The following is a 21,752-nucleotide window of genomic DNA, read 5'->3' as shown; positions in this document are numbered from 1 at the left end:
GCAAAATGGCCCAAGCAGCAGAATACCCATTCATGGAAACGAATTGCGTCATCGCGGCCCTTGCCGCCACACCGGTCACGCCACGGCCCTTTGCGCACTGGCAGCTATATGACGTGCTGCCCGCCCCGGTGGCCGCGGCGCTGGTGGCATGGGTCCCGGATCCACATTTCATGGGTGGCGACAGTGGCGGACAGCGGGCGGGCCGCAACGGGCACCGGCTGTTCATCACCCCGGCCCTGCAGGCGGCCGGCACAGCGCTGGCGCAACTGGCGGACCTGTTCGACAATGCACAGACCCGTGCCGCCTTTACCGACATATGCGGCGCGCACCTTGAAAACGCGGCCCTGCGGCTTGAACTATGCCTTGATACGGATGGGTTCTGGCTGGAACCCCATACCGATATCGGGGCCAAGCGGCTCACGCTGCTGGTTTCGCTGTCCATGGGGGCGCAGGCGGCGGAATGGGGAACGGACCTCATGACACCACGGGGCGACCCCGTCGCACGGGCTTCGGGCGTGTTCAACTCGGGGCTGCTGTTCATTCCGTCCGCGCAGTCGTGGCACGGCTTCGTCCCCCGCCCGCTGGCCGCCACCCGCAGGACGCTGATCGTCAATTACGTCGGCCCCGAATGGCGGGCGACGGAGGAACTGGCCCGCAGGATACAGGCAGTGTAAACGCACCGCCATTGCACGCCCGTAGGGCACGGAATGCGCAACAAGCCTTTATTCGCGCCCCAAACGGTTCTAGGAAGCACAGTTATAAAATGTAATCCCATTCATCCCATGTCATCCCGGTCATGACGCAAGAGGACAACAGAGGTATGAGCGAGACCCCGCGCGAGACTATGGAATTTGATGTCGTTATTGTCGGCGGCGGCCCATCGGGCCTGGCGGCGGCAATCCGGCTGCGGCAGGTAGCCCCCGATGCCAGCGTCTGCCTGATTGAAAAAGGCAGCGAGATTGGCGCCCATATCCTGTCCGGCGCCGTGATCGAACCCCGCGCGCTGGCGGAACTCCTGCCGCACTGGCGCGAGGAAGGGGCCCCGCTGAACACCCCCGTGACAGAGGAGCAGATGCTCTACCTGACACGGAAGGGCAGCCTTGAAATCCCGTTCCTTGGCCGCGTGATGCCGCATATGAGCAACCACGGCAACCATATCGTAAGCCTGGGCGATTTCTGCCGCTGGCTTGCGGGCCGGGCCGAAGAACTGGGCGTCGAGATCTATCCCGGTTTCGCAGGCGCGGAAGTGCTGGTGGATGACAGCGGCCGGGTAACCGGCGTCGCAACGGGTGACATGGGGATCGGCCGCGATGGCCAACCGGGCGACAATTACGCGCCGGGCATGGAACTGCGCGCGAAATACACGCTGTTCGCCGAAGGCTGCCGTGGATCACTGACCAAGCAGGTCACGGCGATGTACAACCTGCGCAAGGGCGTGGACCCGCAGACCTATGGGCTGGGCATCAAGGAACTGTGGGAAATCCCCAGGGAAATGCATCGCCCCGGCCTGGTGCAGCACAGCTTTGGCTGGCCGCTGGATGACCGGACCTATGGCGGGGCGTGGATGTACCATTTTGGTGACAATCTGGTATCCTACGGCTTTGTCACGGGACTGGATTATCCCAACACCTGGCTGTCCCCGTTTGATGAAATGCAGCGCGTGAAGCTGCATCCGGCCTTCCGCCCGTATTTCGAGGGCGGACGCCGCATCGCCTATGGCGCGCGTGCGCTGTCCGAAGGGGGGATCCAGTCGATCCCGCGCCTGACCTTCCCCGGCGGGGCGCTGATCGGTGACACGGCGGGCTTCCTGAACGTGCCCAAGATCAAGGGCACCCACACGGCCATGAAGTCAGGCATGCTGGCGGCGGAAGCCGTGGCGGAAGCACTGGCGACAGACCGGGTGGAACCGGGTTCCTATACCCGCCGCATCCGGGATTCCTGGCTGTGGACGGAACTGCGTTCGGTGCGCAACATCCGCCCCGCCTTCGCCAAATTCGGCATGAAGGGCGGCGCGCTGTATTCCGGCATCGACGCCATGCTGCTGCGTGGCCGTGCGCCATGGACGCTGCATACGCGCCACGGCGACAACGAAGTGCTGGAACCGGCCTCGATTTCGGAAAAGATCAGCTACCCCAAGCCCGATGGCAAGATCACGTTCGATCGCCTGTCCTCGGTGTTCCTGTCCAGCACCAACCATGAAGAAGACCAGCCGGTCCACCTGAAGGTGCGCAACATGTCGCTGTGGAAGACGGTGAACTGGGATGTTTTCCGTTCGCCCGAAAGCCGGTACTGCCCGGCGGCCGTGTATGAAGTGGCGGATGAGGCCACGGACCCGCACCTGCAGATCAACGCGCAGAACTGCGTCCACTGCAAGACGTGCGACATCAAGGACCCCGCCCAGAACATCGACTGGGTCACGCCGGAGGGGGCAGGCGGCCCGAACTATCCCGGCGGGATGTAATCATGCGGCGGGTACGGTATGTATCCGCCACACCGATTGCCCTTATCCGAAGACAGACAGGCAAATATGCAATGAAGGTTCTTGTACCCGTTAAGCGCGTGATTGATTACAACATCAAGCCGCGAGTGAAAGCCGATGGTTCCGGTGTTGAAACCGCCGGCGTCAAGATGTCCATGAATCCGTTTGATGAAATCGCGGTCGAGGAAGCCGTGCGCCTGAAGGAAAAAGGCGTGGTGAGCGAAATCATCGCGGTTTCGATTGGCGAACCCAAGGCGCAGGACACGCTGCGCACGGCCATGGCCATGGGCGCCGACCGTTCCATCCTGGTGGAAACCGATGTGGTGACCGAGCCGCTATCGGTGGCCAAGGTGCTCAAGGCACTGGTGGAAAAGGAAAAGCCCGACCTGATCATCCTTGGCAAGCAGGCCATTGATGATGACATGAACGCCACCGGGCAGATGCTGGCTGGCCTGCTGGGCCGCCCGCAGGCCACCTTTGCCTCCAGGGTGGAAGTAGCCGATGGCGCGGTAACCGTCACGCGTGAGATCGATGGCGGGTCGCAGACCGTGAAGCTGGCGCTGCCGGCCATCATCACCGCCGACCTGCGCCTGAACGAGCCACGCTACGCCTCGCTGCCCAATATCATGAAGGCGCGCAAGAAGCCGATGGAAAAGATCACGCCTGCCGATCTGGGCGTGGACATGACGCCGCGGCTGAGCGTGGTCTCGGTTGCCGAGCCGCCGGAACGCAAGGCGGGGATCAAGCTCGACTCGGCAGCGGAACTGGTGTCGCGTCTGCGTAACGAAGCAAAGGTGATCTGATCATGACCGTACTCGTTTATCTGGATCATGAAGGCGGGGCGATCCGCCAGGCATCGCGTTCCGCCATTGCGGCCGCAGCCCGGCTGGGTGATGTCGATGTGCTGGTCACCGGGCCGGACGCGGCTGCCGCCGCGAAATCCGCCGCCGCCATCCCGGGCGTGAAAAAGGTGCTGCAGGTGACCGATACCACCGGCAACAGCGAACTGGCCGAGCCGGTAGCGGCCCTGCTGGCGGAACTGGCGGCGGGTTACACGCATATCCTGGCTGCGTCCTCGGCCACGGCAAAGAACGTACTGCCGCGCACGGCCGCCCTGCTGGATGTACAGCCGATCCCCGATATCGTCGCCATCAATGACGCCGATACCTTTGTCCGTCCCATCTATGCCGGTAGCGCGCTGGCGACGGTCAGGTCGGCGGATGCGAAAAAGATCATCACGGTCCGTGCGTCTTCCTTCGACCCGGTTGCAAGCGAAGGCGGCAATGCCACGATCGAGGAAGTGGCCCTGCCCGCGGGCCCGGGTGGATCGACCTTCATCGCCACCGAACTGTCGAAGTCCGAACGCCCGGAACTGGAATCCGCCCGCGTGGTCGTATCGGGCGGCAACGGCATGCTGAACGAAGAAAACTTCAAGCTGCTGGAACCGCTGGCTGACCGTCTGGGTGCGGCAATCGGCGCATCGCGCGCGGCAGTGGACAAGGGCTTCGTTTCCAACGAATACCAGGTCGGGCAGACCGGCAAGATCGTGGCGCCGGAACTGTATATCGCCATGGGGATTTCGGGCCAGATCCAGCATCTGGCCGGGATGAAGGACAGCAAGGTCATCGTTGCGGTCAACAAGGACCCCGAAGCGCCGATCTTCCAGGTGGCGGATTACGGAATCGTGGGCGACCTGTTCACCATCCTGCCGCAGCTTGAAGCTGAACTGGACAAGGCGGGCTGAAGCCTGATCGCTTCATAAGGCATGCGGAAGGGGCGCGGAGGGAAACTTCCGCGCCCCTTTTTCATGCGTGACTATTCCTCTTCCAGCACGGCATGGGCGCGGGCGACGACGGTATCGTATTCCTGCTGTGTCAGGTCACCGCGATGCAGCATTTCACTGGCGCGCGCCAGCGCGTCACGTGCGTGGGTTGCATCGGGTATCGGATAACGCCGCCCCGGCAGGGCAAAGGCTGAATCCGGCAAGGCGTTGCGTTCGGCCGCAGTCAGTCTGGACATTGGTATTTCTCCCTAAACGGAATGGTCCCCACAGGCTTGGAAACCAGCGACAGGGTAGAGAAAGCCAACGGTGACAAGATACGTAAAAGACGGATGGCACCCCGTTATTTTATGCCATACGCAAAAAAACAGGGTTCCCCCGTCATGAGGGAACCCTGCAGGGGAATGCTGACACTGGGGGTGTTGCATCCATTTCGGTATTTTTACCGAATGTTCTTTGTATTTATGGAAGCCTGATCGCTTCGTGTGATTCTGTATGCCATGCTTATTTTAACTGGTCAACATAAATATAAATAAAAATGAAATTTTACTTTTTTTGCACTGCACAATCATTCCGTTTATTTTGCACCGCACAATGCGCTGACAGTATATACACGCCATCACAATGTTTTTTCAGGCTACATGAAAAAGACAGGCACGACATGGGCCTTGTGCCAGATTTCATTGGCCCGCATCATGCACCCAGAAATCGCGGCAGCTCTGGCCTGACCGTATGAACGCCAGCAGACAGGACACCCGAATGGGGGGACATACCGCAACCCGACCAAAAGCCGCCTTCTGCACGGGGCACATTGTCCGCCACGTCGTTGTCATGGCGGGGACCGGGGCCATCGGGCTCATGGCTGTCTTCATTGTCGACCTGCTGAATCTTTTCTACATCTCCTGGCTGGGGGATCCCGCACTGACCGCGGCCATCGGGTTTTCGGGCGTGATCAGCTATGTGCAGATCGCCGTGTCCATCGGCCTGTCCATCGGCATCGGGGCCATTACCGGGCGGCTGATTGGCGCGGGCAGGATGGAACAGGCGCAACGGGTCGCGTCCTCCTTCGGGATCTTCATGATTGGCGCGTGCCTGGTGATCGGTATATTCACGGCATGGCTGGCGGCACCACTGCTTGCGCTGCTGGGGGCCAGGGGGGAAGCGGCCCGCCAGGCCACCCTTTTCCTTGAAATCGTCTCACCCGGCCTGCCGCTGATCGCGGCGGGCATGGGATGTTCGGGCCTGCTGCGCGCCATCGGGGCGGCACGCATTTCCATGAACGTGACCCTGATGGGGGCCATGATCTCGGCCATTGCCGACCCGCTGCTGATCGTGGTGATGGGGCTTGGGCTGAAGGGGGCGGCGATCAGCACCATCCTGTCACGCCTGGCGGTGGCGGTGGCAGGTTTCCTGTGCGCGCGCCGTCATGGATTGCTGGCACTGCCGGTGCGCACCCATGTCATCACGGATACCCGGCTGGTGGCGCAGGTGGCCATGCCCGCCATCCTGACCAATCTGGCGACCCCGGTCGGCGGGGTGTTCGTCACCCACGCCATGGCCAGCTTCGGCCTGGCCGCCGTGGCGGGGCAGGCGACCATCGACCGGATCGTGCCGGTAGCGTTCGCCTTTGTCTTTGCCCTGACAGGGTCGGTGGGACCGATCATGTCACAGAACCTGGGAGCAGGAAAGCTGGACCGGGTGCGCGCCACGCTGGTGGCGTCCCTGTGGCTGGTGGCGTTGTGCGTGGCGATTACATGGGTTGTCCTGTTCCTGACCCAGGACATGGTGGTGCGGGTCTTTTCGGCGCAGGGCACGGCGGCGATGCTGATTCACCTGTTCTGCAACTGGACCATTGCCGGTTACGTCTTTATCGGCATGCTGTTTGTCGCCAATTCCGCCTTCAACAATCTGGGTTTCCCGCTTTATTCCACCCTGTTCAACTGGGGCCGGGCGACGCTGGGCACCATTCCGTTCGTCTGGTTCGGCATGAAATTCGGCCCGGCCGGAGTGCAGGTGGGACAGGTACTGGGGTGTGTCCTGTTCGGATCCTGTGCGGTCGTGACCGCCTTTGGCGTGGTCCGCAGGCTGCATCCGGGCGACAGGGCAACGCAGCAGGCCATGCCGGTTATCCCGCCTGCCCAGACGGGGGAGGCGGGCATGATCGAACTCGACGAACTCGATCATTCCACCTGACAGGTCGACGTCCCCGAAAGGGCAAAGAAAAGAAGTTTCTGGTGAAGCTTTTTTCAAAGGGGTCACCAAAAACTTTTATGTTTATCAACAATTTATAAAAAAATCTTTTATAATCAGGCATAATAAAACCAGTCGATCACGCTGAAAAAGGGCGCCGCCAACAGGTCCCGCCGGGACAGGACGGCCTGCGTGTCCGCCACGGGCCACCCGATCCCCAGTGCTTCATCATTCCAGCGCACGGTCCGTTCGTACTGCCGTTGTGGTGGGGTGGTGCAGTGGTAACGGATCGCCGTCCGGTCATCCAGCGTACATGATCCATGCAGGAAACCCGGCGGAATCCATAACCGTCTGCCATTTCCCGCGCTCAGAGTCTCCGCAACCCATTGCCCGAAAGTGGGGGAGCCAGTGCGCACGTCAACCACCACATTCCACACCGCCCCACGTTCACACTGCACAAGCCTGCCCTGCGGGGCGGGTTCTATCTGACAGGACAGACCCCTGACATGATTCCTGTGATGTGACAGAAGGCAGGTACTGTATGTGAAATCCCCTTCCATACCGATCCGGTGCAAAAGGGCGGGATCGGGACTGGCATGGTGACCTGATCGGGATGTCAGCACATACACCCCGCTGAGCGACAGTGCCGCCAGTTCGGTGTCCTGCCCCCCATACCCGGCGGATGTGACAGGCAGGACGGGATGCCGGTCCATCATCCGCTCCGTGCCTGACATACGGGCGACAGGTCATGCCCCGATGCGGGCATGGGTGGGCGATCACTTAAAATCTGCATCCGGATCTGCTTTTCATTCGGTCGGGAACACGCCGAACCGGTTACGTGTTTCATTCGTATGAAATGCAGTTTTAACGCAGCACGTATTACGAACCGATTAAGGCAGTCCGGAAACGGACTGCATGCACAGGTCCAGTGGCTGTTTCAAAACAGGCCGTTGATGAAAAGCAATAAAAGTTTCCAGGTACCGCCTTTTCCAAAAAAGACAGTATTCCTTGAAGCTTTTTGAAAGAAGCCTCACCAAAAACGTCTTCAGGACACTTCGGTTCGTAGACCTTTTACCAGTCTACCTAGTAACCCGTCAGATGTTTTATTTCGAAAGGGGGTACCAGATAAGGAATCTGGTGGAGCCAAGGGGAGTCGAACCCCTGACCTCCTGAATGCCATTCAGGCGCTCTCCCAACTGAGCTATGGCCCCACTGTCCTGACTGAGCGACCATTTTTCATGGCCCGCCGTGGTCTGGTTCGCGGGGTATAACCGTAAGATCCTGGCAATGCAACCCCCTACAAACCAATTTATTGCATGATGAGACGCTGAGCCCGCAACGCCTGCAGCAATGGCAGCAGCGGCAGCCCCATAATGTCGGAATGCGCCCCTTCTATATGGGAAAACAGGTGAATGCCCGCGCCTTCCAGACGGTAACACCCGACACAGGACAGAATCGCATCCCCCTCCAGCGCCAGGTAACGTTCCAGAAAGGAATCGCTGAAGGCACGCATGTGCAGCACGGGGCAGGCGACGTGCCGCCATGTCTCGCACCCGTCACGCAGCATCACCACCGCCGTATGCAACACATGCGGCCTGCCGCGCAGCGTGCGTAACTGTTGCCGGGCGCCGTCCATGCTTTCCGGCTTGTCAAACCATGCCCCATCGCATGACAGCATCTGGTCCGCGCCAATCACGGCCGCGCCATTGTCCATGCTGATGGCGCGCGCCTTGGCCCGGGCCAGTTCAAGGGCTGTCTGGCCCGCTTCCATCCCGCGGGCGCGGGCATGGTCGCGAATGGCATGTTCATCCACATCCGCCGCACGGTAATCCGCCCGTATCCCTGCCGATTCCAGCAGACTCCGCCGCGCGGCAGAACGGCTGGCCAGTACTATCGGCGGCGACTCCGCCTGTAATGGCGGCGGCTTTAGTACTAAATTCGAGTCGTCTGGCATCGCCCTCTCCGTACTGCCGAAGTGAAACAGGAAATTCGGTGCGTTCGAGTACTGGGGTACATGGGGACAGTACTCCAAACAATTCTGTGCCGTACCGAGTACCGTGGACAACGGGTACACCTCCGTTCGCGGTGGGTTGTACACAGGGTCATGTCGGTACAATCTGGATAACTTCCCACGCCCACGGGAATCCTTGGAGTCGGAAACTGTACACTCTGTGGGAAAAGTGGGGTACGTTTTCGGAAACGTGGGTACCCCGTCATCCACAGCACTTAAAGCACATCAAAAAATTTCTTTCTCTTTTCTTTTATTGTTTTGAAAGAAGCGCGCGCGTTTCACCTGCCCGCTATCCGTCACGGCGAAAGTACGAGATAGTCCGGCCACAACGAAACAGAACGACGGATCGATGACTGAAACACGCAAACCCCTGCTCGCCACCCTGTTGGGAGAGGCAACATGGCCACCTCCGGTATGGCTGATGCGGCAGGCGGGCCGGTTCCTGCCAGAATTCCGGGCATTGCGTGAAAAGGCGGATTTCATAACCCGTTGCATGACACCGGACATGGCAGTGGATATCACGCTGCAGCCCATCCGCCGCTTTGGCATGGATGGCGCGATCCTGTTTTCCGATATCCTCATCCTGCCATGGGCAATGGGACAATCCCTGGAATTCGTGCCCGGCCGGGGCCCCGTCCTTGGGGCCGTCCGTTCGATGGCCGACCTGGAGCGCCTGGACCCCACGCGGGTGAAGCAGGCGACGCAGCCGGTCATGGAAACGCTGGCACGGCTGCGCAAGGCCGTTGACGGGCCGGATGCGATCGGTCCTGCAAAACCGGGGCAGGTCACGCTGATCGGCTTTGCCGGCGCTCCGTTCACCGTGGCGTGCTACATGGTGGAAGGCCATGGCTCGCGTGAGTTCGAGGAAACGCGCAGGCTGGCCTATACCGATCCGGCATTCTTCGACCGGCTGATCGAGTTGCTGACCACTGCCACGGCGGACATGCTGTGCGACCAGATCATGGCCGGGGCGGAAGCGGTCATGCTGTTCGACAGCTGGTCGGGGCTTCTGCCGCCGTCGCAATTCCGCAGGCATGTCATCGAACCCGCGCGGCGGATTACCGAAATCATCAATGCGCGCCATCCCGGCGTGCCGGTGATCGGCTTCCCGCGCCTGGCCGGGCTTATGGCGATTGAGTACGGGCATGTGACGGGCGTGAACGCAATGGCGCTCGACACCGGGGCGGACATGAAGGCCGTGGCGGAAAAGGTGCCCGATACGCTGGTGCTGCAGGGCAACCTCGACCCGATCCGCGTGCTGGCCGGAGGTGAGGGCATGCGCACCGAGGCCCGCGCCATCCGTGATGCGATGAAGGGCCGCCCGCATGTGTTCAACCTTGGCCATGGGGTCATTCCGACTACGCCGCCCGAACATGTGGGTGACCTGATCAAGACCATACGGGATGTATGAACGATGCTGCCTGCCGCCCTGCGTCCTGATGGCGCGCTCAAACTGGTCATTTTTGACTGTGATGGTGTCCTGATCGACAGTGAAGGGCCGTCATGCCGCATGATTGCCCGCAACCTGCGCGAATATGGCCTTGCCATAAGCGATGAAAACGCGGTTCACCGTTTTGCGGGCCATGCCCTGACGGCGCTGAAGCATGAGATCGAGCAGGCGGAGGGCATCACCCTGCCTGATGACTGGCCCGCGCAGATGCAGCACAACCTTGTCACCCTCATGCGCAGTGAGGCGGAGACCATAGACGGTGCCCCCGCCATGTTGCGTGGGGTAGCGGGCCTCGGGCTACCCTACCGTATCGGTTCCAATTCCTCGGTCATGGAAATGGAAGCAAAATTCGGTCGTACCGGGCTCGATGCCCTGATCGCGCCCGCGCACATCCATTCCGCCCGCGACATGGGCCAGCCCAAGCCGGACCCGGCCGTCTACCTGGCGGCGGCGAAGGCGCAGGGTGTTCCGCCTGAAAACTGCATCGTGCTGGAAGATACCGATACCGGTGCGCGCGCGGCGCAGGCGGCGGGCATGGGATGTGTGCTGCTGCGGGCCGCCGACCTGCCCGCGCCATCATGGCCGGGGTTGCTGCGGATCACGCATCTTGATGAATTCGTGCCGTTGCTGCGGCGTATACTGGACAGCCAGAAACAGCAGGGCGCCGCGCATGATTGATGCGCTGGCCTCCATCATGCTGTGGCTGAAGGCATTCCACATCATGTCGTTCATCGCATGGATGGCGGGGCTGTTCTATCTGCCGCGGCTGTTTGTCTATCACTGCCAGGTGGCGGCGGGCACGGCTGAATCCGAACGCTTCAAGGTGATGGAATACAAGCTGCTGCGGTTCATCATGATGCCGGCCATGATCAGCACGTTCCTGTTCGGTGGCCTGCTGTCGGCCATTCCGGGGCTGATCGACTGGCATTCCGGCTGGTGGATCACCAAGCTTGCCTGTGTGCTGTTGATGGCGGGATTTAATGGCGCATGCGGGCGCTGGCGGCGGGATTTCGCCAATGACCGCAATACGCGGCCCGAACGGTTCTACCGCATGGCGAACGAGGTGCCGACCGTTCTCATGATGGTCATCGTCATCATGGTGGTTGTCCGCCCGTTCTGAACCGGGCGGACACACATTTGGCCGGATTAGAGCAGGGACTTGCCCTGCTTCAGCACGGCGTTGCACACCTTGGTCGTCACCTTCTGCTTCAGGTTGCCGCTCAGCGATGACAGCGAGAACGTGTTGCCATTGCCGGTGTCAAGAATACCGTTCTGGCCGTTGGAATACTGGCTGCTGGAGGTATCAAGGCCCGCCTTCTGCTTCAGCGACGAAAGCAGCGTGGTGGGGCTGTTGCCCTTCAGGTAATTGTTCTCGACACAGTAGCTCAGCAGGCCCGTGACGTTGGAAGGGGCCAGCGAGGAGACGGACGGCACGTTCAGGCCACTGCCCGAAAGCAGGCTGCCCGCCTTGCCCAGCCCGCCCGAACCACCGGTCAGGTCACCAAAACCCTGTGCATGTGCGGGCGCGCCGGACAGGGCGGCAGCAAGTGGCAGGGCCGCGGCGAGAGCCAGGAAACGGTTCATTTTTGTCATGTGATGATAAACTCCTGAAATCCGGGCCGAAGGAAAGCCAAGGCCTGTATGGCCTGTTATATCCGTCTCCGGCGCACGGTGGATAGCCCGCAGCCCCGGCTTTTATGCGATACCGACCATGAGCATCCCGTAAATCTTGCTCATGACCGGCATCAGCACGTACTGCAGCAGCAGCAGCAGGACGAGCGGGCTGAGGTCGATGTTGCCGATATTGGGCATGATGTTCCGGATGGGACGCAGGACCGGTTCGGTCATGCGGAACAGGAAGTTCGAGATGTTCCAGACAATCTGGTTGCGTGGATCCAGGATGCCGAACCCCAGCAGGAAGCTGAACAGACAGGCCAGCATCACCACATAGTAATAAAGCTGTATGAGTTCAGCCAGCAGGTTAAAGATAATGGTGATCAACGGGCCAACCTTCATGGATGATGGGAACTGGAATTTAGTGTCCGTCATGCCCGCATACAACCGCCATGAACAGGGCGGGCAGGTAAGGAAGGTGATTGCCATCCCAAAAATGGGTCTTGACTTGCGGCCCACGCACGGTATGTATCGCGCGAGGAATGTGGGGCTGTAGCTCAGATGGGAGAGCGCCTCGTTCGCAATGAGGAGGTCAGGGGTTCGATTCCCCTCAGCTCCACCACTTTCCTTTCCCCCGAATAGTCTTATCCGACAGATTTACCCATGGGGCCGGATCCGTGGTCAGGGGCTCGGGACTGTTTCAGGCAGGCTGACCACAAGGATATTGTGGAAATCAGGGACGTTTCTGGTGACGCTCCCTGAAAAAAAGACAGAACCCAGAAACGTTTAATTTTTAAACAGATTCCTGGAACGCTGCGTCACCAGCCTGTGCGGGCAGGGCCAACAGTTCGATTTCCGCCAGTTGCCCGTCCCGGTCGAACTGCCTGACCAGCCGCAGCGTCGTTGCTGGACAGGTCCGGCCGAACAGGTCGTTCAGAAGGGGAAAGCAGGCGCTGAAGCCATCGGTCTCACGCAGGGTGAAGGTGATGCGGGTCACGTTTTCCGCAGTCATGCCCTGCTGACCCAGCCGGGCCATGCCCGTTGCCAGTGCCTGCCTGATCTGGGGAAACAGTTCCGTCGGGAACTGTCCGGTCGTGGCATCGACGCCGGTCAGATGCCGGATATGTATTTCCGGCGAAGGGTGGAACGGCATGTTTTCTTCCATTGAAGCCAGAATCACAAAATGGTCATGTTTTGTCCATAAAAAATTTTCCATCCCCGAAATGATGACTTTGCGTTAAGTCCCTTTCCCATGAATGATCCGGTCCAGATCCATGCGTCCTGTGCGGCGCGGGGGGAGCAGGGCATCGTGCTGGCCGGCCCGTCAGGGGCGGGCAAGTCCGACCTGCTGCTGCGCCTGATTGACGCAGGCTATGATCTGGTGGCCGATGACCGGGTCTGCCTGCACGAAGGCTGGGCCAGTGCGCCCGCACCCCTGGCCGGACTGCTGGAGGTGCGCGGCATCGGGATCGTGCGCATGCGCTACCGTGCGCGCGTGCGCGTTGTGGCGGTTGCAAGGCTGGTTTCCCCGGCTGACCTTCCACCACGACTCCCTCCGCCGCCACACTGTGATAAGGTCGTGGGACAGCCGGTATTCTTCATTGATCCGGCGCAGCCTTCCGCTGTCGCCCGGATCGGGCTGGTGCTGGACTGCATCGCCGGTCGCAGGCAACTGCTTGATGGAAGGCAGATGTGATATCGTCGCCACTTTCCATTGTCGCCCGTTCAGGGAACAATGGGTTCGAGAAAAGGTTTCGATCCCGCCATGATACAGCGATCTGTCATTGGGCATGTGGCTGACAGAAGTCAGGGTTTTGCGTGACTGACACCATGCATGAAGACACACCTCTTCCCCGTCGTATCCTGCTTGTCACCGGGCTGTCCGGCGCGGGCAAGTCCTCGATTCTGCGTATTCTGGAGGATCTGGGGCATGAGGTGATCGATAATCCGCCGCTGGGCATGCTCGATGAAATCGTGGCCCGTGCCGAACGCCCCGTGGCGGTTGGCGTGGATTCCCGCACGCGCGGGTTCGATGCATCCGCCGTGCTGGCGGCGCTGGCGCGGCTGCGCGTCAACCCGGGCCTGAATGCGGAACTGATCTACGCAACAGCCGAGGAAAGCGTGCTGCTGCGTCGCTATACCGCCACCCGCAGACGTCACCCGCAGGCCGTCCATGGCACCGTGAAGGAAGGGATCGAGGCCGAAATCGCCCTGACATCCCCCCTGCGTGAAGCGGCGGATGTGGTGATCGACACCTCCGACCTGCCGCCGCCGGAACTGCGGCAGCTGGTCGAGGCCCGTTTCGGGGAATGGACGGCGGGGGGACTCGACGGCCTGACGGTCGCCCTCATGTCATTTGCCTTTCCGGCGGGCCTCCCGCGTGAAGCGGACATGGTGTTCGACGCCCGTTTCCTGACCAATCCCTATTATGACCCCGCCCTGTCCGCCATGACCGGGCTGGATGCGGATGTGGCGGCTTACGTAGCCCGTGATCCCGATTATCAGGAATTCCTCGACCGTATCGCGGGGCTGCTGGAACTGGTGCTGCCGCGTTTCGTGCGGGAAGGAAAGAAATACGCCACCATCGCCATAGGCTGTTCGGGTGGGCGGCACCGTTCCGTCACGCTGGTGGAGGCGCTCGCCCTCCGGCTTGCACAACGTGCGGGCAATACCCATCCACATGATGCATGGCCGGTGGTGATCATGCATCGTGAACTGGCCCGTCAGGGCCGCAGCAGCTGGCGGTGGGCCAACCGGCCCCGCGGGCTGCCCGAAACAACGGAGCAGACGGACCCGAAATGATCGGTCTTGTGTTCGTGATGCATGGTGTGCTTGGCGAGACCCTGAAGGGGGAACTCGAACACGTGGTCGGCCCGCAGGCGCAGACAGCGGTGTTCAACGTCACCGCCACCGCCCTGCCTGGTACATGCCGCGATGCCCTGCAGCGGGCGATCGACTCGGTCGATAGCGGGCAGGGCGTCATCCTGCTGACCGACATGTTTGGCAGCACGCCATCGAATGTTGCGGTCTCCGTGCTGGAAACCGACCGGGTGGAAGTGCTGGCGGGGGTGAACATGCCCATGCTGGTCAAGCTGGCGCAGATGCGCATTCATGCGGATATGCGCGAATGCCTCAATGGTGCGGAATCGGCGGGCAGGCGTTACATATCCGTCGCCTCCCACCTGCCGGCGGCATGCCTGTCGGGTGTGGGGGAATGCGTGAATGAGGCGGACAGCGTGGCAGGCCACGGTGGCTGAACCAGCGATACAGCCCGTGCCGCACCGGATGGATGTGGGTATCGTGAACCAGCGTGGGCTGCATGCGCGGGCGGCCGCGAAATTCGTGACGGTCGCGGAAAAATTCGATGCAGGCGTTGATGTCACCCATGCAGGCATGACGGTTTCGGGCCATTCCATCATGGGACTCATGATGCTGGGTGCGGGCCGGGGCGAGACGATCACCATCACCACCACCGGCCCCCAGGGGCCGCAGGCGCTTGCGGCGCTGGCGCGGCTGGTCGGGGCCGGGTTTGATGAAGACGACTGAACGTCGTCCCCCGCGCCGTCCCCGCGCGGGTGAAGTCCGGCTGGAAGGCCAGCCTGTCTCCCCCGGCGTCGCGATCGGCCAGGCCGCCGTTGCGCATGAACCGGCCCCGCCGCCGGTGGACATGGCGCGCCGGGACTGTGACCCTGCCCATGAACGCACCCGCCTGCACGATGCCATAGGCCGTTCCGTGGCCCAGCTTGGCCGCCTGCATGACCGTCTGGCGCTGCTGCCGGAAGATGGACAGGTGGAAATCGGCTCCCTGCTGGAAGTCTATCGCCGGATGCTTGGCCCCTCGCGGCTGCGGCGCGGGATCGAGGCCCGGCTGGAACATGGCATGCTGGCCGAAGCCGCCGTGATGCAGGAAACCGAGGCGCTGGCGGCCCTTATGCTCGCGCCCCCCGGTCGTCCCGCGCCGCAGGGGGAGGACGCGGTGGCGGCCCGCAGGCGTGCGGGCGAATTCCGTGAAATCGGGCGCAGGCTGGTCCGTAACCTCAGTGGCACGCCCTACCGTTCCTTTTCCACCCTGCCTGATGGGGCCATTCTGGTCGCCGAGCAGTTGCGCCCCGCAGATGCCGCCCTGATCGATCCCTCCCGCATTGCCGCCGTCGTGACGGAAGAAGGCGGCAGTACCGGGCATACCGCCATCCTGCTGCGTGCGCTGGGCATTCCCGCCGTGCTGGCCGCCCACGGGCTGCTGGCGCAGGTGCGGCGGCGCACGCGCCTGGTGGTGGATGGGACGACGGGGCATGTCGTTATCCGCCCTTCCAGCCGCACGGCGGCGGCGGCACGGGTGGATGTCGCGGCCTATGCACGTGAACGCCAGATGCTGGGTCGCCTGCGTCGCCTGCCCGCCCGCCTGTCCAGCGGTGAGGTGCTGACGCTGCAGGCCAATCTGGAAATCCCGGCCGAACTGCCCATGGTGGCGCAGTCGGGGGCTGCGGGCATTGGCCTGCTGCGCAGCGAATTCCTGTTCATGAATACCGATACCCTGCCTGACGAAGCGCGGCAGGAAGCCATCTACCTGCCCCTGATCGAGGCCATGGCAGGCGATCCGGTCACGATCCGCGTGGTGGACTGGGGCAGTGAAAAAAACAGCGATGCCCTGTCGCGCGTGGGTATTGGCAATGGGGGCGATGTCAATCCGGCGCTGGGCGTGCGTGGCATCCGGCTGCTGCTCCAGCATCGCGCCCTGCTGGAAACGCAGTTCGCCGCCATCCTGCGCGCGGCCCATGCGGGGCCGGTGCGGGTCCTGTTGCCCATGGTGTCCGGGGTGGGGGAATTGCGGGCCGCGCGTGACATTTATGCCCGTGTCGGGCGCAGGCTGCGGCGCAGGGGGGTGGAAATTCCCGACCCGCTGCCGCCGCTTGGCATCATGATTGAAACGCCCGCCGCCGCACTCATGGCCGATGTGCTGGCGCAGGAAGCCGAATTCCTGGCCATCGGCACCAACGACCTGACCATGTATGCCCTTGCCGCCGACCGGGCGGCGGCGGATGTTGCGGCCCTGTATGACCCGCTGCACCCCGCAGTGCTGCGTCTGGTGCGCATGACGGCGGATGCGGGGCTGCGCCAGCGCAGGCCGGTTTCCGTCTGTGGAGAACTGGCGTCCGATCCGCTGGCGGTACCGCTGCTGGTGGGGCTGGGAGTACGGTCCTTTTCCATGCATGCTTCCGCCGTACCACGGGTCAAGCGGGCGATCCGGGCAGCCGCCATGGATGACTGCCGCCGTATGGCCTGCCGTGCGCTGGAGGCGACGGATGGGGAGGAAGTCCGCACCATGCTGGCAACCTACACCCACGACCTGCGGCACCCCGGGGATGGCTAGGGACGGCGTAAGCCTGCCCCTGCCCTGGCGGGATGTGGACGCCATCCTTGCGGCGTGGGGGCATCTGCCCTGGCTTGCCTGTCTGGATAGCGGGGGCGAGGTTGGTGACCGGGCACGATGGATCATCATCTGCCGCGACCCGGTGCATGTGGTGGTCCAGCGTGCAGGCCGATGCTGGCTGGATGGCGTGGCGGCGGAACCTGACCTGCTGACGGTGCTGCGGGAAAGCCTGCCTGCTGGCGGCTGTCCCGCTGGTCTGCCCTTTGCCGGTGGCGCGGTCGGATTTATCGGGTACGGCGCAGGGCTGCGCGGGACGGGCATCATGACCCGGCATGGGGACGACCCCATGCAGCCGGAAGCCGCGTTCGGTATTTATGACCATGCCTTTGTCCTTGATCGCCTGCATGGCCGGGCATGGCTGGCGGGTCATGATGCCATGGCCCTGCCTGCCGATCGTATCGCCCGTCTTGTGGCGCAGTGGGAAGCCGTTGGTTCGGCAGGGGCGATCCCCGCATTGCCCGCCCTGCCTTTCAGCCCGGATCAGGATGGCGCGGCCTATCGTGCCGGTGTGGCGGAGGCAGTGGAGCGGATTGCGGCGGGCGAGGTGTTTCAGGTCAACATGACCGGGCGCATGTCTGCGGCCCGTCCCGCCGGCCTGGCGCCGGTGGAGGTCTATCGTGCATTGCGGGCCGGATCCCCCGCGCCGTTCGGGGCTTTCCTGTCATGTGACGGGGCATTCGCCCTGCTCAGCGCCTCGCCCGAGCGGTTTCTCGCCCTTGGTCCCGATGGCACGGTGCGCACCCGGCCCATAAAGGGCACCGCCCCGCGTGGCCGGTCGGCGGCGGAAGATGCGCAACTGGCCCACCGTCTGCGACATGATGCGAAGGAGCGGGCCGAAAACCTGATGATCGTGGATCTCATGCGCAATGACATCGGCCGCGTGGCCCGTATCGGCAGCGTCAGCGTGCCCGAACTGTTCGGCGTGGAACGGTTTGCCCATGTCCATCATCTGGTGTCCGAGGTCACGGGGCAGCTGCATGCGGGGCGTGATGCATTCGACCTGCTGGCCGCCACCCTGCCACCGGGTTCGGTTACGGGCGCGCCCAAGCACCGCGCCATGCGGATCATTGATGAACTGGAGGCCTCCGCCCGCGGGGCCTATTGCGGCACGGTGGCATGGATCGGGTGCGATGGGGCCATGGACAGTTCCGTCATCATCCGCGCGCTGTCCATGACGGCGGAGCGCATCATCGCGGCGGCGGGTGGGGGCATCACCTTTGAATCCGACCCGATGCGCGAATATCGTGAAATGCAGCTGAAAATCGCGGCCCTGCTGGATATTTTCCATGACAGCCCGGATGGAGCGTCCCCATGACCGCACCCGTTTCCCTGCCCATATGGCTCAATGGCCGGATCCTGCCCCACGGGGGGGCAGGCGTGGACACGGCGGACCGGGGCTTCCTGCTGGGGGATGGCCTGTTCGAGACCATGCGCGTGGCGGGGGGACAGGTCCGGCATCTTGACCGTCACATGAACCGTCTGGCGCAGGGGGCGGCGGCCATCAGGCTGCCACCCCCCGACCGGACGGCCATAGCCGTGGGTATTGCGGCCCTGCTGGACGCCTGCGGGTTGCAAACGGGGTCATTGCGGCTGACCTGCACCCGTGGTGTGGGACCACGCGGGCTGCTGCCGCCTGCGCAGGTCTCGCCGACATTGCTGCTGACCGCGGCAGCCGGCCTGCCGCCCGCGACCCCGGTGCGTCTGGTCACCGCGTCCCACCGGCGTGACGGGGGCAGTATCCTGTCACGGATAAAAAGCCTGAATTACCTGCCATCCATCCTGTCGCGGATGGAGGCGGCGGAACAGGGCGCGGATGACGCCATCATGCTCAACCATGCGGGTTTCGTGGCCGAAACCAGCGCCAGCACGCTGGTCGCCTGCATTGACGGGCAGGCTGTAACCTCCCCGGTCAGCGATGGCGCACTGCCCGGAACGGCCCGTGGGGTGCTGGTGGATGCAGGGATCGTGCAGGTGGGCCGTATTTCCCCCGCGCTGTTGCGGCAGGCGACGGCGGTCTTCACCCTTAACAGCCTGTCCGTGCGGGAAGTTGTGGAATGGGACGGGGTTGCATTTCCACGCCGTCCCGACCTGCTGGCGACCCTTCGGGCCGCCTGTCAGGGCTGATTTCCGCCCCAGACGGGCCAGTTATGGCATTTCGCTTATTGCCCCGCATCACGCGGTTGGACTAATCCACCCGGATTGGCCCATTTCCAGCTTGCGTGAAAGGTCACCTGCTGATGACCCCCCCGAAGACCGTGCCGGTTCGGCGTGCCCTGATTTCCGTTTCCGACAAGAAGGGCCTGCTTGACCTTGCCCGCGCCCTTGTCGCCCATGGCGCGGAGATCCTCTCGACGGGTGGTTCCGCCCGAACCCTGCGCGAAGCCGGCATCCCGGTGCGTGATGTGTCCGAACATACCGGTTTTCCGGAAATCCTCGATGGGCGCGTCAAGACACTGGTGCCGCAGGTGCATGGTGGCATCCTTGGCCGGCGTGACCTGCCCGCGCATGTCAGCCAGATGGAAGAACACGCGATCGCCCCGATCGACCTTGTGGCCGTCAACCTGTACCCGTTCGAGGCCACGGTGGCGTCCGGCGCGGGCGCGGAGGACTGCATCGAGAACATCGACATCGGCGGTCCGGCCCTGATCCGCGCGGCGGCCAAGAACCATGCCCATGTCGCCATCGTGACCGATCCGGCGCAGTATGGCGAAATCATCACCGCGCTGGAAAACGGTGGCACCACGCTGGCGCAGCGCAGGAAGCTTGCCGGTGCGGCCTATGCCCGCACGGCCGCCTATGACGCCGCCATCGCGAAATGGTTCGCAGGCCAGGAAGGCGAGGTGCTGCCCCCGCGCATGATCGTGGCGGGTGAAAAGCGCGAAAGCCTGCGCTATGGCGAAAATCCGCACCAGAAGGCGGCTTTCTACACCGATGGCTCCACCCGCCCCGGTGTGGCGACGGCGACGCAGGTGCAGGGCAAATCCCTGTCCTACAACAACATCAACGACACCGACGCGGCGTTTGAGGCCGTGGCCGAATTCGACGCCCCGGCCGTCGTGATCGTCAAGCACGTCAACCCGTGTGGCGTGGCCGTGGCGGCGACGCAGGCCGAAGCATGGGACCGGGCGCTGCGTTGTGACCCGGTTTCGGCCTTTGGCGGGATCGTGGCGCTCAACCGCACGCTGGAAGCCGAGGCGGCGTCACGCATCGCCGCGATCTTCACGGAGGTGATCGTCGCCCCCGACGCCAGTGCCGAAGCGCGTGAGATCCTTGCCCGCAAGAAGAACCTGCGCCTGCTGCTGACCGGCGCCCTGCCTGACCCGGCAGCCGGTGGCGTGGTTGTGCGTTCGGTGGCGGGTGGCTTCCTGGCGCAGACACGCGATAATGGCCGCATCACGCCCGATGCGCTGAAGGTGGTGACGAAACGCGCGCCGACGCCAGCGGAAATGGCGGACCTGATCTTTGCCTTCCGCGTGGCCAAGCACGTCAAGTCGAACGCCATCGTCTATGCCAAGGACCAGAGCACGGTGGGGATTGGCGCGGGACAGATGAGCCGCGTTGATTCCGCGCGTATCGCCGCGACCAAAAGCGCAGACGCCGCGAAGGCAGCGGGCATCGACCATCCACTGACCCAGGGAAGCGTCGTGGCGTCGGATGCGTTCTTCCCCTTTGCGGATGGTCTGGAAGCTGCAATCGCCGCGGGGGCGACCGCCGTGATCCAGCCCGGTGGCTCCATCCGTGATGACGAGGTGATCGCCGCCGCCGATAAGGCTGGCATCGCCATGGTCTTCACAGGTATGCGTCATTTCCGGCACTGATCCCACAGCAAGGCCCCTTGCCTGCGCGCCGGGGATGGCATGAGATAGCACGCCCGGTGGACGACCGGGGCTAAGACAGACGAAAGACGGGTACCCGCATGGACATTCATCGACGTTCCTCCTGCCGCCTGCTTGCGGGCGTGCTTGTGGCTGGCAGTCTGGCGGCGGGTAGTGCCCATGCCGCCAGCAGGGGTGGCGCACAGCCCGCACCGGCCGCACCGGCTGCGGCGCAGGTCGCGCCGGTGTTCGACATGACCCCGCTGCCGGTCACCACAGGGCAGCTTGTGCAGTATATCCTGACCCCGGCGGGTCAGGTGTCCGGCATGCTGCTGGGTGACGGGACACAGGTTTTCTTTTCCCACGATCTGGGGGAAGAACTGCCCGCCATCGCCCGGCCGGGCGAACAGGTCAGCGTCAATGGCCTGAAGGGCATCAGCCAGCCGATCGTGCGGGCGTATGCCGTCAGCGGCCCGCGTGGGCGCCGTATTGCCGACGTGCATCCGCCCGCATCCGCCACGGCGCCGGTTGATTCCCCCAGCATCGGCCCAGACGTGCCGGTGGACGGCACCATCCTTGCCCCCCTGTATGACATGCAGGGCAAGGCGCAGGGCGTGATCATGCGCGACCACAGCGTCGTGTACGTGGGCGAAAAGAACGCGGCCCGCCTTGTCGCATGGCTCAGGCCCGGGGCGGCGCTGCACGCCATTGGCACCGGCGTGACAGGCGACCATGGGACTGCCATCAACGCGCGTGAGATCGGGCCGGATGTCAATCAGGCCATCCATGTCGAACCCGCCGACGCCCCGCCGCCCGGCGCGTTTCCCGGCAGTGCCGGCTATGATGTCATCCCCGGCGGTTCTTCCGGCGAATAAGGGCATATTGAACCCCTGCCGGGGAAAAAAGATGCAGGGATGGCACGTTTGTTTGCCACCCCTTGCTTGACAGGTTATTGCAGCATCGTTAGCTAGCGCCTGCACCC

The 21,752-nt window shown here is 63.1% G+C and carries 23 protein-coding genes and 2 tRNA genes; 18 read left to right on the top strand and 7 right to left on the bottom strand.

From position 1 onward, the window contains the following. Positions 1-32: 32 nt before the first annotated feature. The 4 genes from S101446_RS11515 to S101446_RS11500 all read left to right on the top strand — a co-directional run bounded on the left by S101446_RS11515 (position 33) and on the right by S101446_RS11500 (position 4,223). Entirely contained in the window at positions 33-674 is a 642-nt protein-coding gene (locus S101446_RS11515; protein ID WP_042710766.1) for a 2OG-Fe(II) oxygenase, read from the top strand. A gap of 146 nt (positions 675-820) precedes the next feature. Further along, positions 821-2,461: an electron transfer flavoprotein-ubiquinone oxidoreductase gene (locus tag S101446_RS11510; RefSeq protein ID WP_087608404.1), complete on the top strand. Its 1,641-nt coding sequence runs from the start codon at positions 821-823 to the stop codon at positions 2,459-2,461. Between the two features lie 71 nt (positions 2,462-2,532). Beyond that, the gene (locus tag S101446_RS11505; protein WP_019084912.1) at positions 2,533-3,282 is read left to right on the top strand and encodes an electron transfer flavoprotein subunit beta/FixA family protein; all 750 of its coding nucleotides are present in this window, start codon (positions 2,533-2,535) and stop codon (positions 3,280-3,282) included. 2 nt (positions 3,283-3,284) lie between these two features. Then, the gene (locus S101446_RS11500) at positions 3,285-4,223 is read left to right on the top strand and encodes an electron transfer flavoprotein subunit alpha/FixB family protein (RefSeq protein WP_010508628.1); all 939 of its coding nucleotides are present in this window, start codon (positions 3,285-3,287) and stop codon (positions 4,221-4,223) included. Positions 4,224-4,294: 71 nt separating this feature from the next. Here the strand turns inward: S101446_RS11500 and S101446_RS11495 are convergent, their stop codons facing one another. Further along, positions 4,295-4,498: a hypothetical protein gene (locus S101446_RS11495; RefSeq protein WP_010508629.1), complete on the bottom strand. Its 204-nt coding sequence runs from the start codon at positions 4,496-4,498 to the stop codon at positions 4,295-4,297. A gap of 520 nt (positions 4,499-5,018) precedes the next feature. Between S101446_RS11495 and S101446_RS11490 the strand changes: the two genes are divergently transcribed. Then, positions 5,019-6,452, top strand: coding sequence for an MATE family efflux transporter (locus S101446_RS11490; protein ID WP_087608403.1), 1,434 nt, complete (start codon positions 5,019-5,021; stop codon positions 6,450-6,452). A gap of 113 nt (positions 6,453-6,565) precedes the next feature. Here the strand turns inward: S101446_RS11490 and S101446_RS11485 are convergent, their stop codons facing one another. From S101446_RS11485 to S101446_RS11475, 3 genes are all read right to left on the bottom strand, one after another. Continuing rightward, complete coding sequence (locus tag S101446_RS11485) at positions 6,566-7,165, bottom strand: dTDP-4-dehydrorhamnose 3,5-epimerase family protein (RefSeq protein ID WP_087608402.1); 600 nt, start codon at positions 7,163-7,165, stop codon at positions 6,566-6,568. Positions 7,166-7,584: 419 nt separating this feature from the next. After that, positions 7,585-7,660, bottom strand: a tRNA-Ala gene (locus tag S101446_RS11480). A gap of 98 nt (positions 7,661-7,758) precedes the next feature. Beyond that, a complete protein-coding gene (locus S101446_RS11475; protein WP_087608401.1) occupies positions 7,759-8,403 on the bottom strand; it encodes a Maf family protein in 645 nt (214 codons plus the stop codon). A 406-nt stretch (positions 8,404-8,809) separates the two neighbouring features. Between S101446_RS11475 and hemE the strand changes: the two genes are divergently transcribed. From hemE to hemJ, 3 genes are read left to right on the top strand one after another with little or no spacing between them, the layout of a single operon-like run. Beyond that, positions 8,810-9,871 (top strand): uroporphyrinogen decarboxylase, encoded by a 1,062-nt coding sequence (gene hemE, locus S101446_RS11470; protein ID WP_029335489.1) that lies wholly within the window; start codon positions 8,810-8,812, stop codon positions 9,869-9,871. A gap of 3 nt (positions 9,872-9,874) precedes the next feature. Next, entirely contained in the window at positions 9,875-10,588 is a 714-nt protein-coding gene (locus tag S101446_RS11465; RefSeq protein ID WP_010509543.1) for an HAD family hydrolase, read from the top strand. Further along, entirely contained in the window at positions 10,581-11,030 is a 450-nt protein-coding gene (gene hemJ, locus S101446_RS11460; protein WP_048850234.1) for a protoporphyrinogen oxidase HemJ, read from the top strand. Before S101446_RS11465 ends, hemJ begins: the two co-directional genes overlap by 8 nt. 26 nt (positions 11,031-11,056) lie before the next feature. On the opposite strand, the gene S101446_RS11455 is transcribed toward hemJ, so the two are convergent. Both S101446_RS11455 and S101446_RS11450 read right to left on the bottom strand, forming a co-directional pair. Further along, positions 11,057-11,503: a YjjA family protein gene (locus S101446_RS11455; protein ID WP_010509539.1), complete on the bottom strand. Its 447-nt coding sequence runs from the start codon at positions 11,501-11,503 to the stop codon at positions 11,057-11,059. A gap of 102 nt (positions 11,504-11,605) precedes the next feature. Beyond that, a complete protein-coding gene (locus S101446_RS11450) occupies positions 11,606-11,911 on the bottom strand; it encodes a YggT family protein (protein ID WP_208620517.1) in 306 nt (101 codons plus the stop codon). Between the two features lie 159 nt (positions 11,912-12,070). Here S101446_RS11450 and S101446_RS11445 point away from each other — a divergent pair. Continuing rightward, a tRNA-Ala gene (locus tag S101446_RS11445) sits at positions 12,071-12,146 on the top strand. A gap of 171 nt (positions 12,147-12,317) precedes the next feature. Here the strand turns inward: S101446_RS11445 and S101446_RS11440 are convergent. Further along, positions 12,318-12,740 carry a RidA family protein gene (locus S101446_RS11440; RefSeq protein WP_010509534.1) on the bottom strand — a complete coding sequence of 141 codons (423 nt, stop codon included), beginning with the start codon at positions 12,738-12,740 and terminating at the stop codon, positions 12,318-12,320. Between the two features lie 36 nt (positions 12,741-12,776). On the opposite strand from S101446_RS11440, the gene S101446_RS11435 reads away from it, so the two are divergent. The 9 genes from S101446_RS11435 (at position 12,777) to S101446_RS11395 (ending at position 21,645) form a co-directional block, all read left to right on the top strand. Next, complete coding sequence (locus tag S101446_RS11435; protein ID WP_010509532.1) at positions 12,777-13,220, top strand: HPr kinase/phosphorylase; 444 nt, start codon at positions 12,777-12,779, stop codon at positions 13,218-13,220. A 134-nt stretch (positions 13,221-13,354) separates the two neighbouring features. Beyond that, positions 13,355-14,326 carry an RNase adapter RapZ gene (gene rapZ / locus S101446_RS11430; protein ID WP_010509529.1) on the top strand — a complete coding sequence of 324 codons (972 nt, stop codon included), beginning with the start codon at positions 13,355-13,357 and terminating at the stop codon, positions 14,324-14,326. After that, positions 14,323-14,781 carry a PTS sugar transporter subunit IIA gene (locus tag S101446_RS11425; protein ID WP_010509528.1) on the top strand — a complete coding sequence of 153 codons (459 nt, stop codon included), beginning with the start codon at positions 14,323-14,325 and terminating at the stop codon, positions 14,779-14,781. Before rapZ ends, S101446_RS11425 begins: the two co-directional genes overlap by 4 nt. After that, positions 14,774-15,070, top strand: coding sequence for an HPr family phosphocarrier protein (locus S101446_RS11420; RefSeq protein ID WP_019084923.1), 297 nt, complete (start codon positions 14,774-14,776; stop codon positions 15,068-15,070). The genes S101446_RS11425 and S101446_RS11420 overlap by 8 nt, the downstream gene beginning before the upstream one ends. Continuing rightward, positions 15,057-16,895: a phosphoenolpyruvate--protein phosphotransferase gene (gene ptsP, locus S101446_RS11415; protein WP_019090719.1), complete on the top strand. Its 1,839-nt coding sequence runs from the start codon at positions 15,057-15,059 to the stop codon at positions 16,893-16,895. Before S101446_RS11420 ends, ptsP begins: the two co-directional genes overlap by 14 nt. After that, positions 16,888-18,270 (top strand): anthranilate synthase component I family protein, encoded by a 1,383-nt coding sequence (locus S101446_RS11410; protein ID WP_087608399.1) that lies wholly within the window; start codon positions 16,888-16,890, stop codon positions 18,268-18,270. Before ptsP ends, S101446_RS11410 begins: the two co-directional genes overlap by 8 nt. Continuing rightward, positions 18,267-19,079: an aminotransferase class IV gene (locus S101446_RS11405; RefSeq protein WP_087608398.1), complete on the top strand. Its 813-nt coding sequence runs from the start codon at positions 18,267-18,269 to the stop codon at positions 19,077-19,079. Before S101446_RS11410 ends, S101446_RS11405 begins: the two co-directional genes overlap by 4 nt. Positions 19,080-19,192: 113 nt before the next feature. Continuing rightward, a complete protein-coding gene (gene purH / locus S101446_RS11400) occupies positions 19,193-20,773 on the top strand; it encodes a bifunctional phosphoribosylaminoimidazolecarboxamide formyltransferase/IMP cyclohydrolase (protein ID WP_087608397.1) in 1,581 nt (526 codons plus the stop codon). Positions 20,774-20,871: 98 nt separating this feature from the next. After that, positions 20,872-21,645, top strand: a complete 774-nt coding sequence (locus tag S101446_RS11395) for a hypothetical protein (RefSeq protein WP_019090715.1) — start codon at positions 20,872-20,874, stop codon at positions 21,643-21,645. Positions 21,646-21,752 lie beyond the last annotated feature (107 nt).

Source organism: Komagataeibacter europaeus (genome assembly GCF_002173515.1).
Lineage (GTDB): Bacteria > Pseudomonadota > Alphaproteobacteria > Acetobacterales > Acetobacteraceae > Komagataeibacter > Komagataeibacter europaeus.
The sequence above is the reverse complement of the archived record's forward strand: the minus strand, read 5'-3'. Positions and strand labels throughout refer to the sequence as shown.

Coding starts and splice junctions, on each gene's coding strand:
- S101446_RS11410 (WP_087608399.1), top strand. CDS start 16,888: ATGGCTAGGGACGGCGTAAGCCTGCCCCTGCCCTGGCGGGATGTGGAC.
- S101446_RS11500 (WP_010508628.1), top strand. CDS start 3,285: ATGACCGTACTCGTTTATCTGGATCATGAAGGCGGGGCGATCCGCCAG.
- S101446_RS11425 (WP_010509528.1), top strand. CDS start 14,323: ATGATCGGTCTTGTGTTCGTGATGCATGGTGTGCTTGGCGAGACCCTG.
- ptsP (WP_019090719.1), top strand. CDS start 15,057: ATGAAGACGACTGAACGTCGTCCCCCGCGCCGTCCCCGCGCGGGTGAA.
- S101446_RS11465 (WP_010509543.1), top strand. CDS start 9,875: ATGCTGCCTGCCGCCCTGCGTCCTGATGGCGCGCTCAAACTGGTCATT.
- S101446_RS11490 (WP_087608403.1), top strand. CDS start 5,019: ATGGGGGGACATACCGCAACCCGACCAAAAGCCGCCTTCTGCACGGGG.
- rapZ (WP_010509529.1), top strand. CDS start 13,355: ATGCATGAAGACACACCTCTTCCCCGTCGTATCCTGCTTGTCACCGGG.
- S101446_RS11515 (WP_042710766.1), top strand. CDS start 33: ATGGAAACGAATTGCGTCATCGCGGCCCTTGCCGCCACACCGGTCACG.
- S101446_RS11395 (WP_019090715.1), top strand. CDS start 20,872: ATGGACATTCATCGACGTTCCTCCTGCCGCCTGCTTGCGGGCGTGCTT.
- purH (WP_087608397.1), top strand. CDS start 19,193: ATGACCCCCCCGAAGACCGTGCCGGTTCGGCGTGCCCTGATTTCCGTT.
- S101446_RS11455 (WP_010509539.1), bottom strand. CDS start 11,503: ATGACAAAAATGAACCGTTTCCTGGCTCTCGCCGCGGCCCTGCCACTT.
- S101446_RS11495 (WP_010508629.1), bottom strand. CDS start 4,498: ATGTCCAGACTGACTGCGGCCGAACGCAACGCCTTGCCGGATTCAGCC.
- hemE (WP_029335489.1), top strand. CDS start 8,810: ATGACTGAAACACGCAAACCCCTGCTCGCCACCCTGTTGGGAGAGGCA.
- S101446_RS11510 (WP_087608404.1), top strand. CDS start 821: ATGAGCGAGACCCCGCGCGAGACTATGGAATTTGATGTCGTTATTGTC.
- S101446_RS11485 (WP_087608402.1), bottom strand. CDS start 7,165: ATGATGGACCGGCATCCCGTCCTGCCTGTCACATCCGCCGGGTATGGG.
- S101446_RS11405 (WP_087608398.1), top strand. CDS start 18,267: ATGACCGCACCCGTTTCCCTGCCCATATGGCTCAATGGCCGGATCCTG.
- S101446_RS11475 (WP_087608401.1), bottom strand. CDS start 8,403: ATGCCAGACGACTCGAATTTAGTACTAAAGCCGCCGCCATTACAGGCG.
- S101446_RS11505 (WP_019084912.1), top strand. CDS start 2,533: ATGAAGGTTCTTGTACCCGTTAAGCGCGTGATTGATTACAACATCAAG.
- S101446_RS11440 (WP_010509534.1), bottom strand. CDS start 12,740: ATGGAAAATTTTTTATGGACAAAACATGACCATTTTGTGATTCTGGCT.
- S101446_RS11435 (WP_010509532.1), top strand. CDS start 12,777: ATGAATGATCCGGTCCAGATCCATGCGTCCTGTGCGGCGCGGGGGGAG.
- hemJ (WP_048850234.1), top strand. CDS start 10,581: ATGATTGATGCGCTGGCCTCCATCATGCTGTGGCTGAAGGCATTCCAC.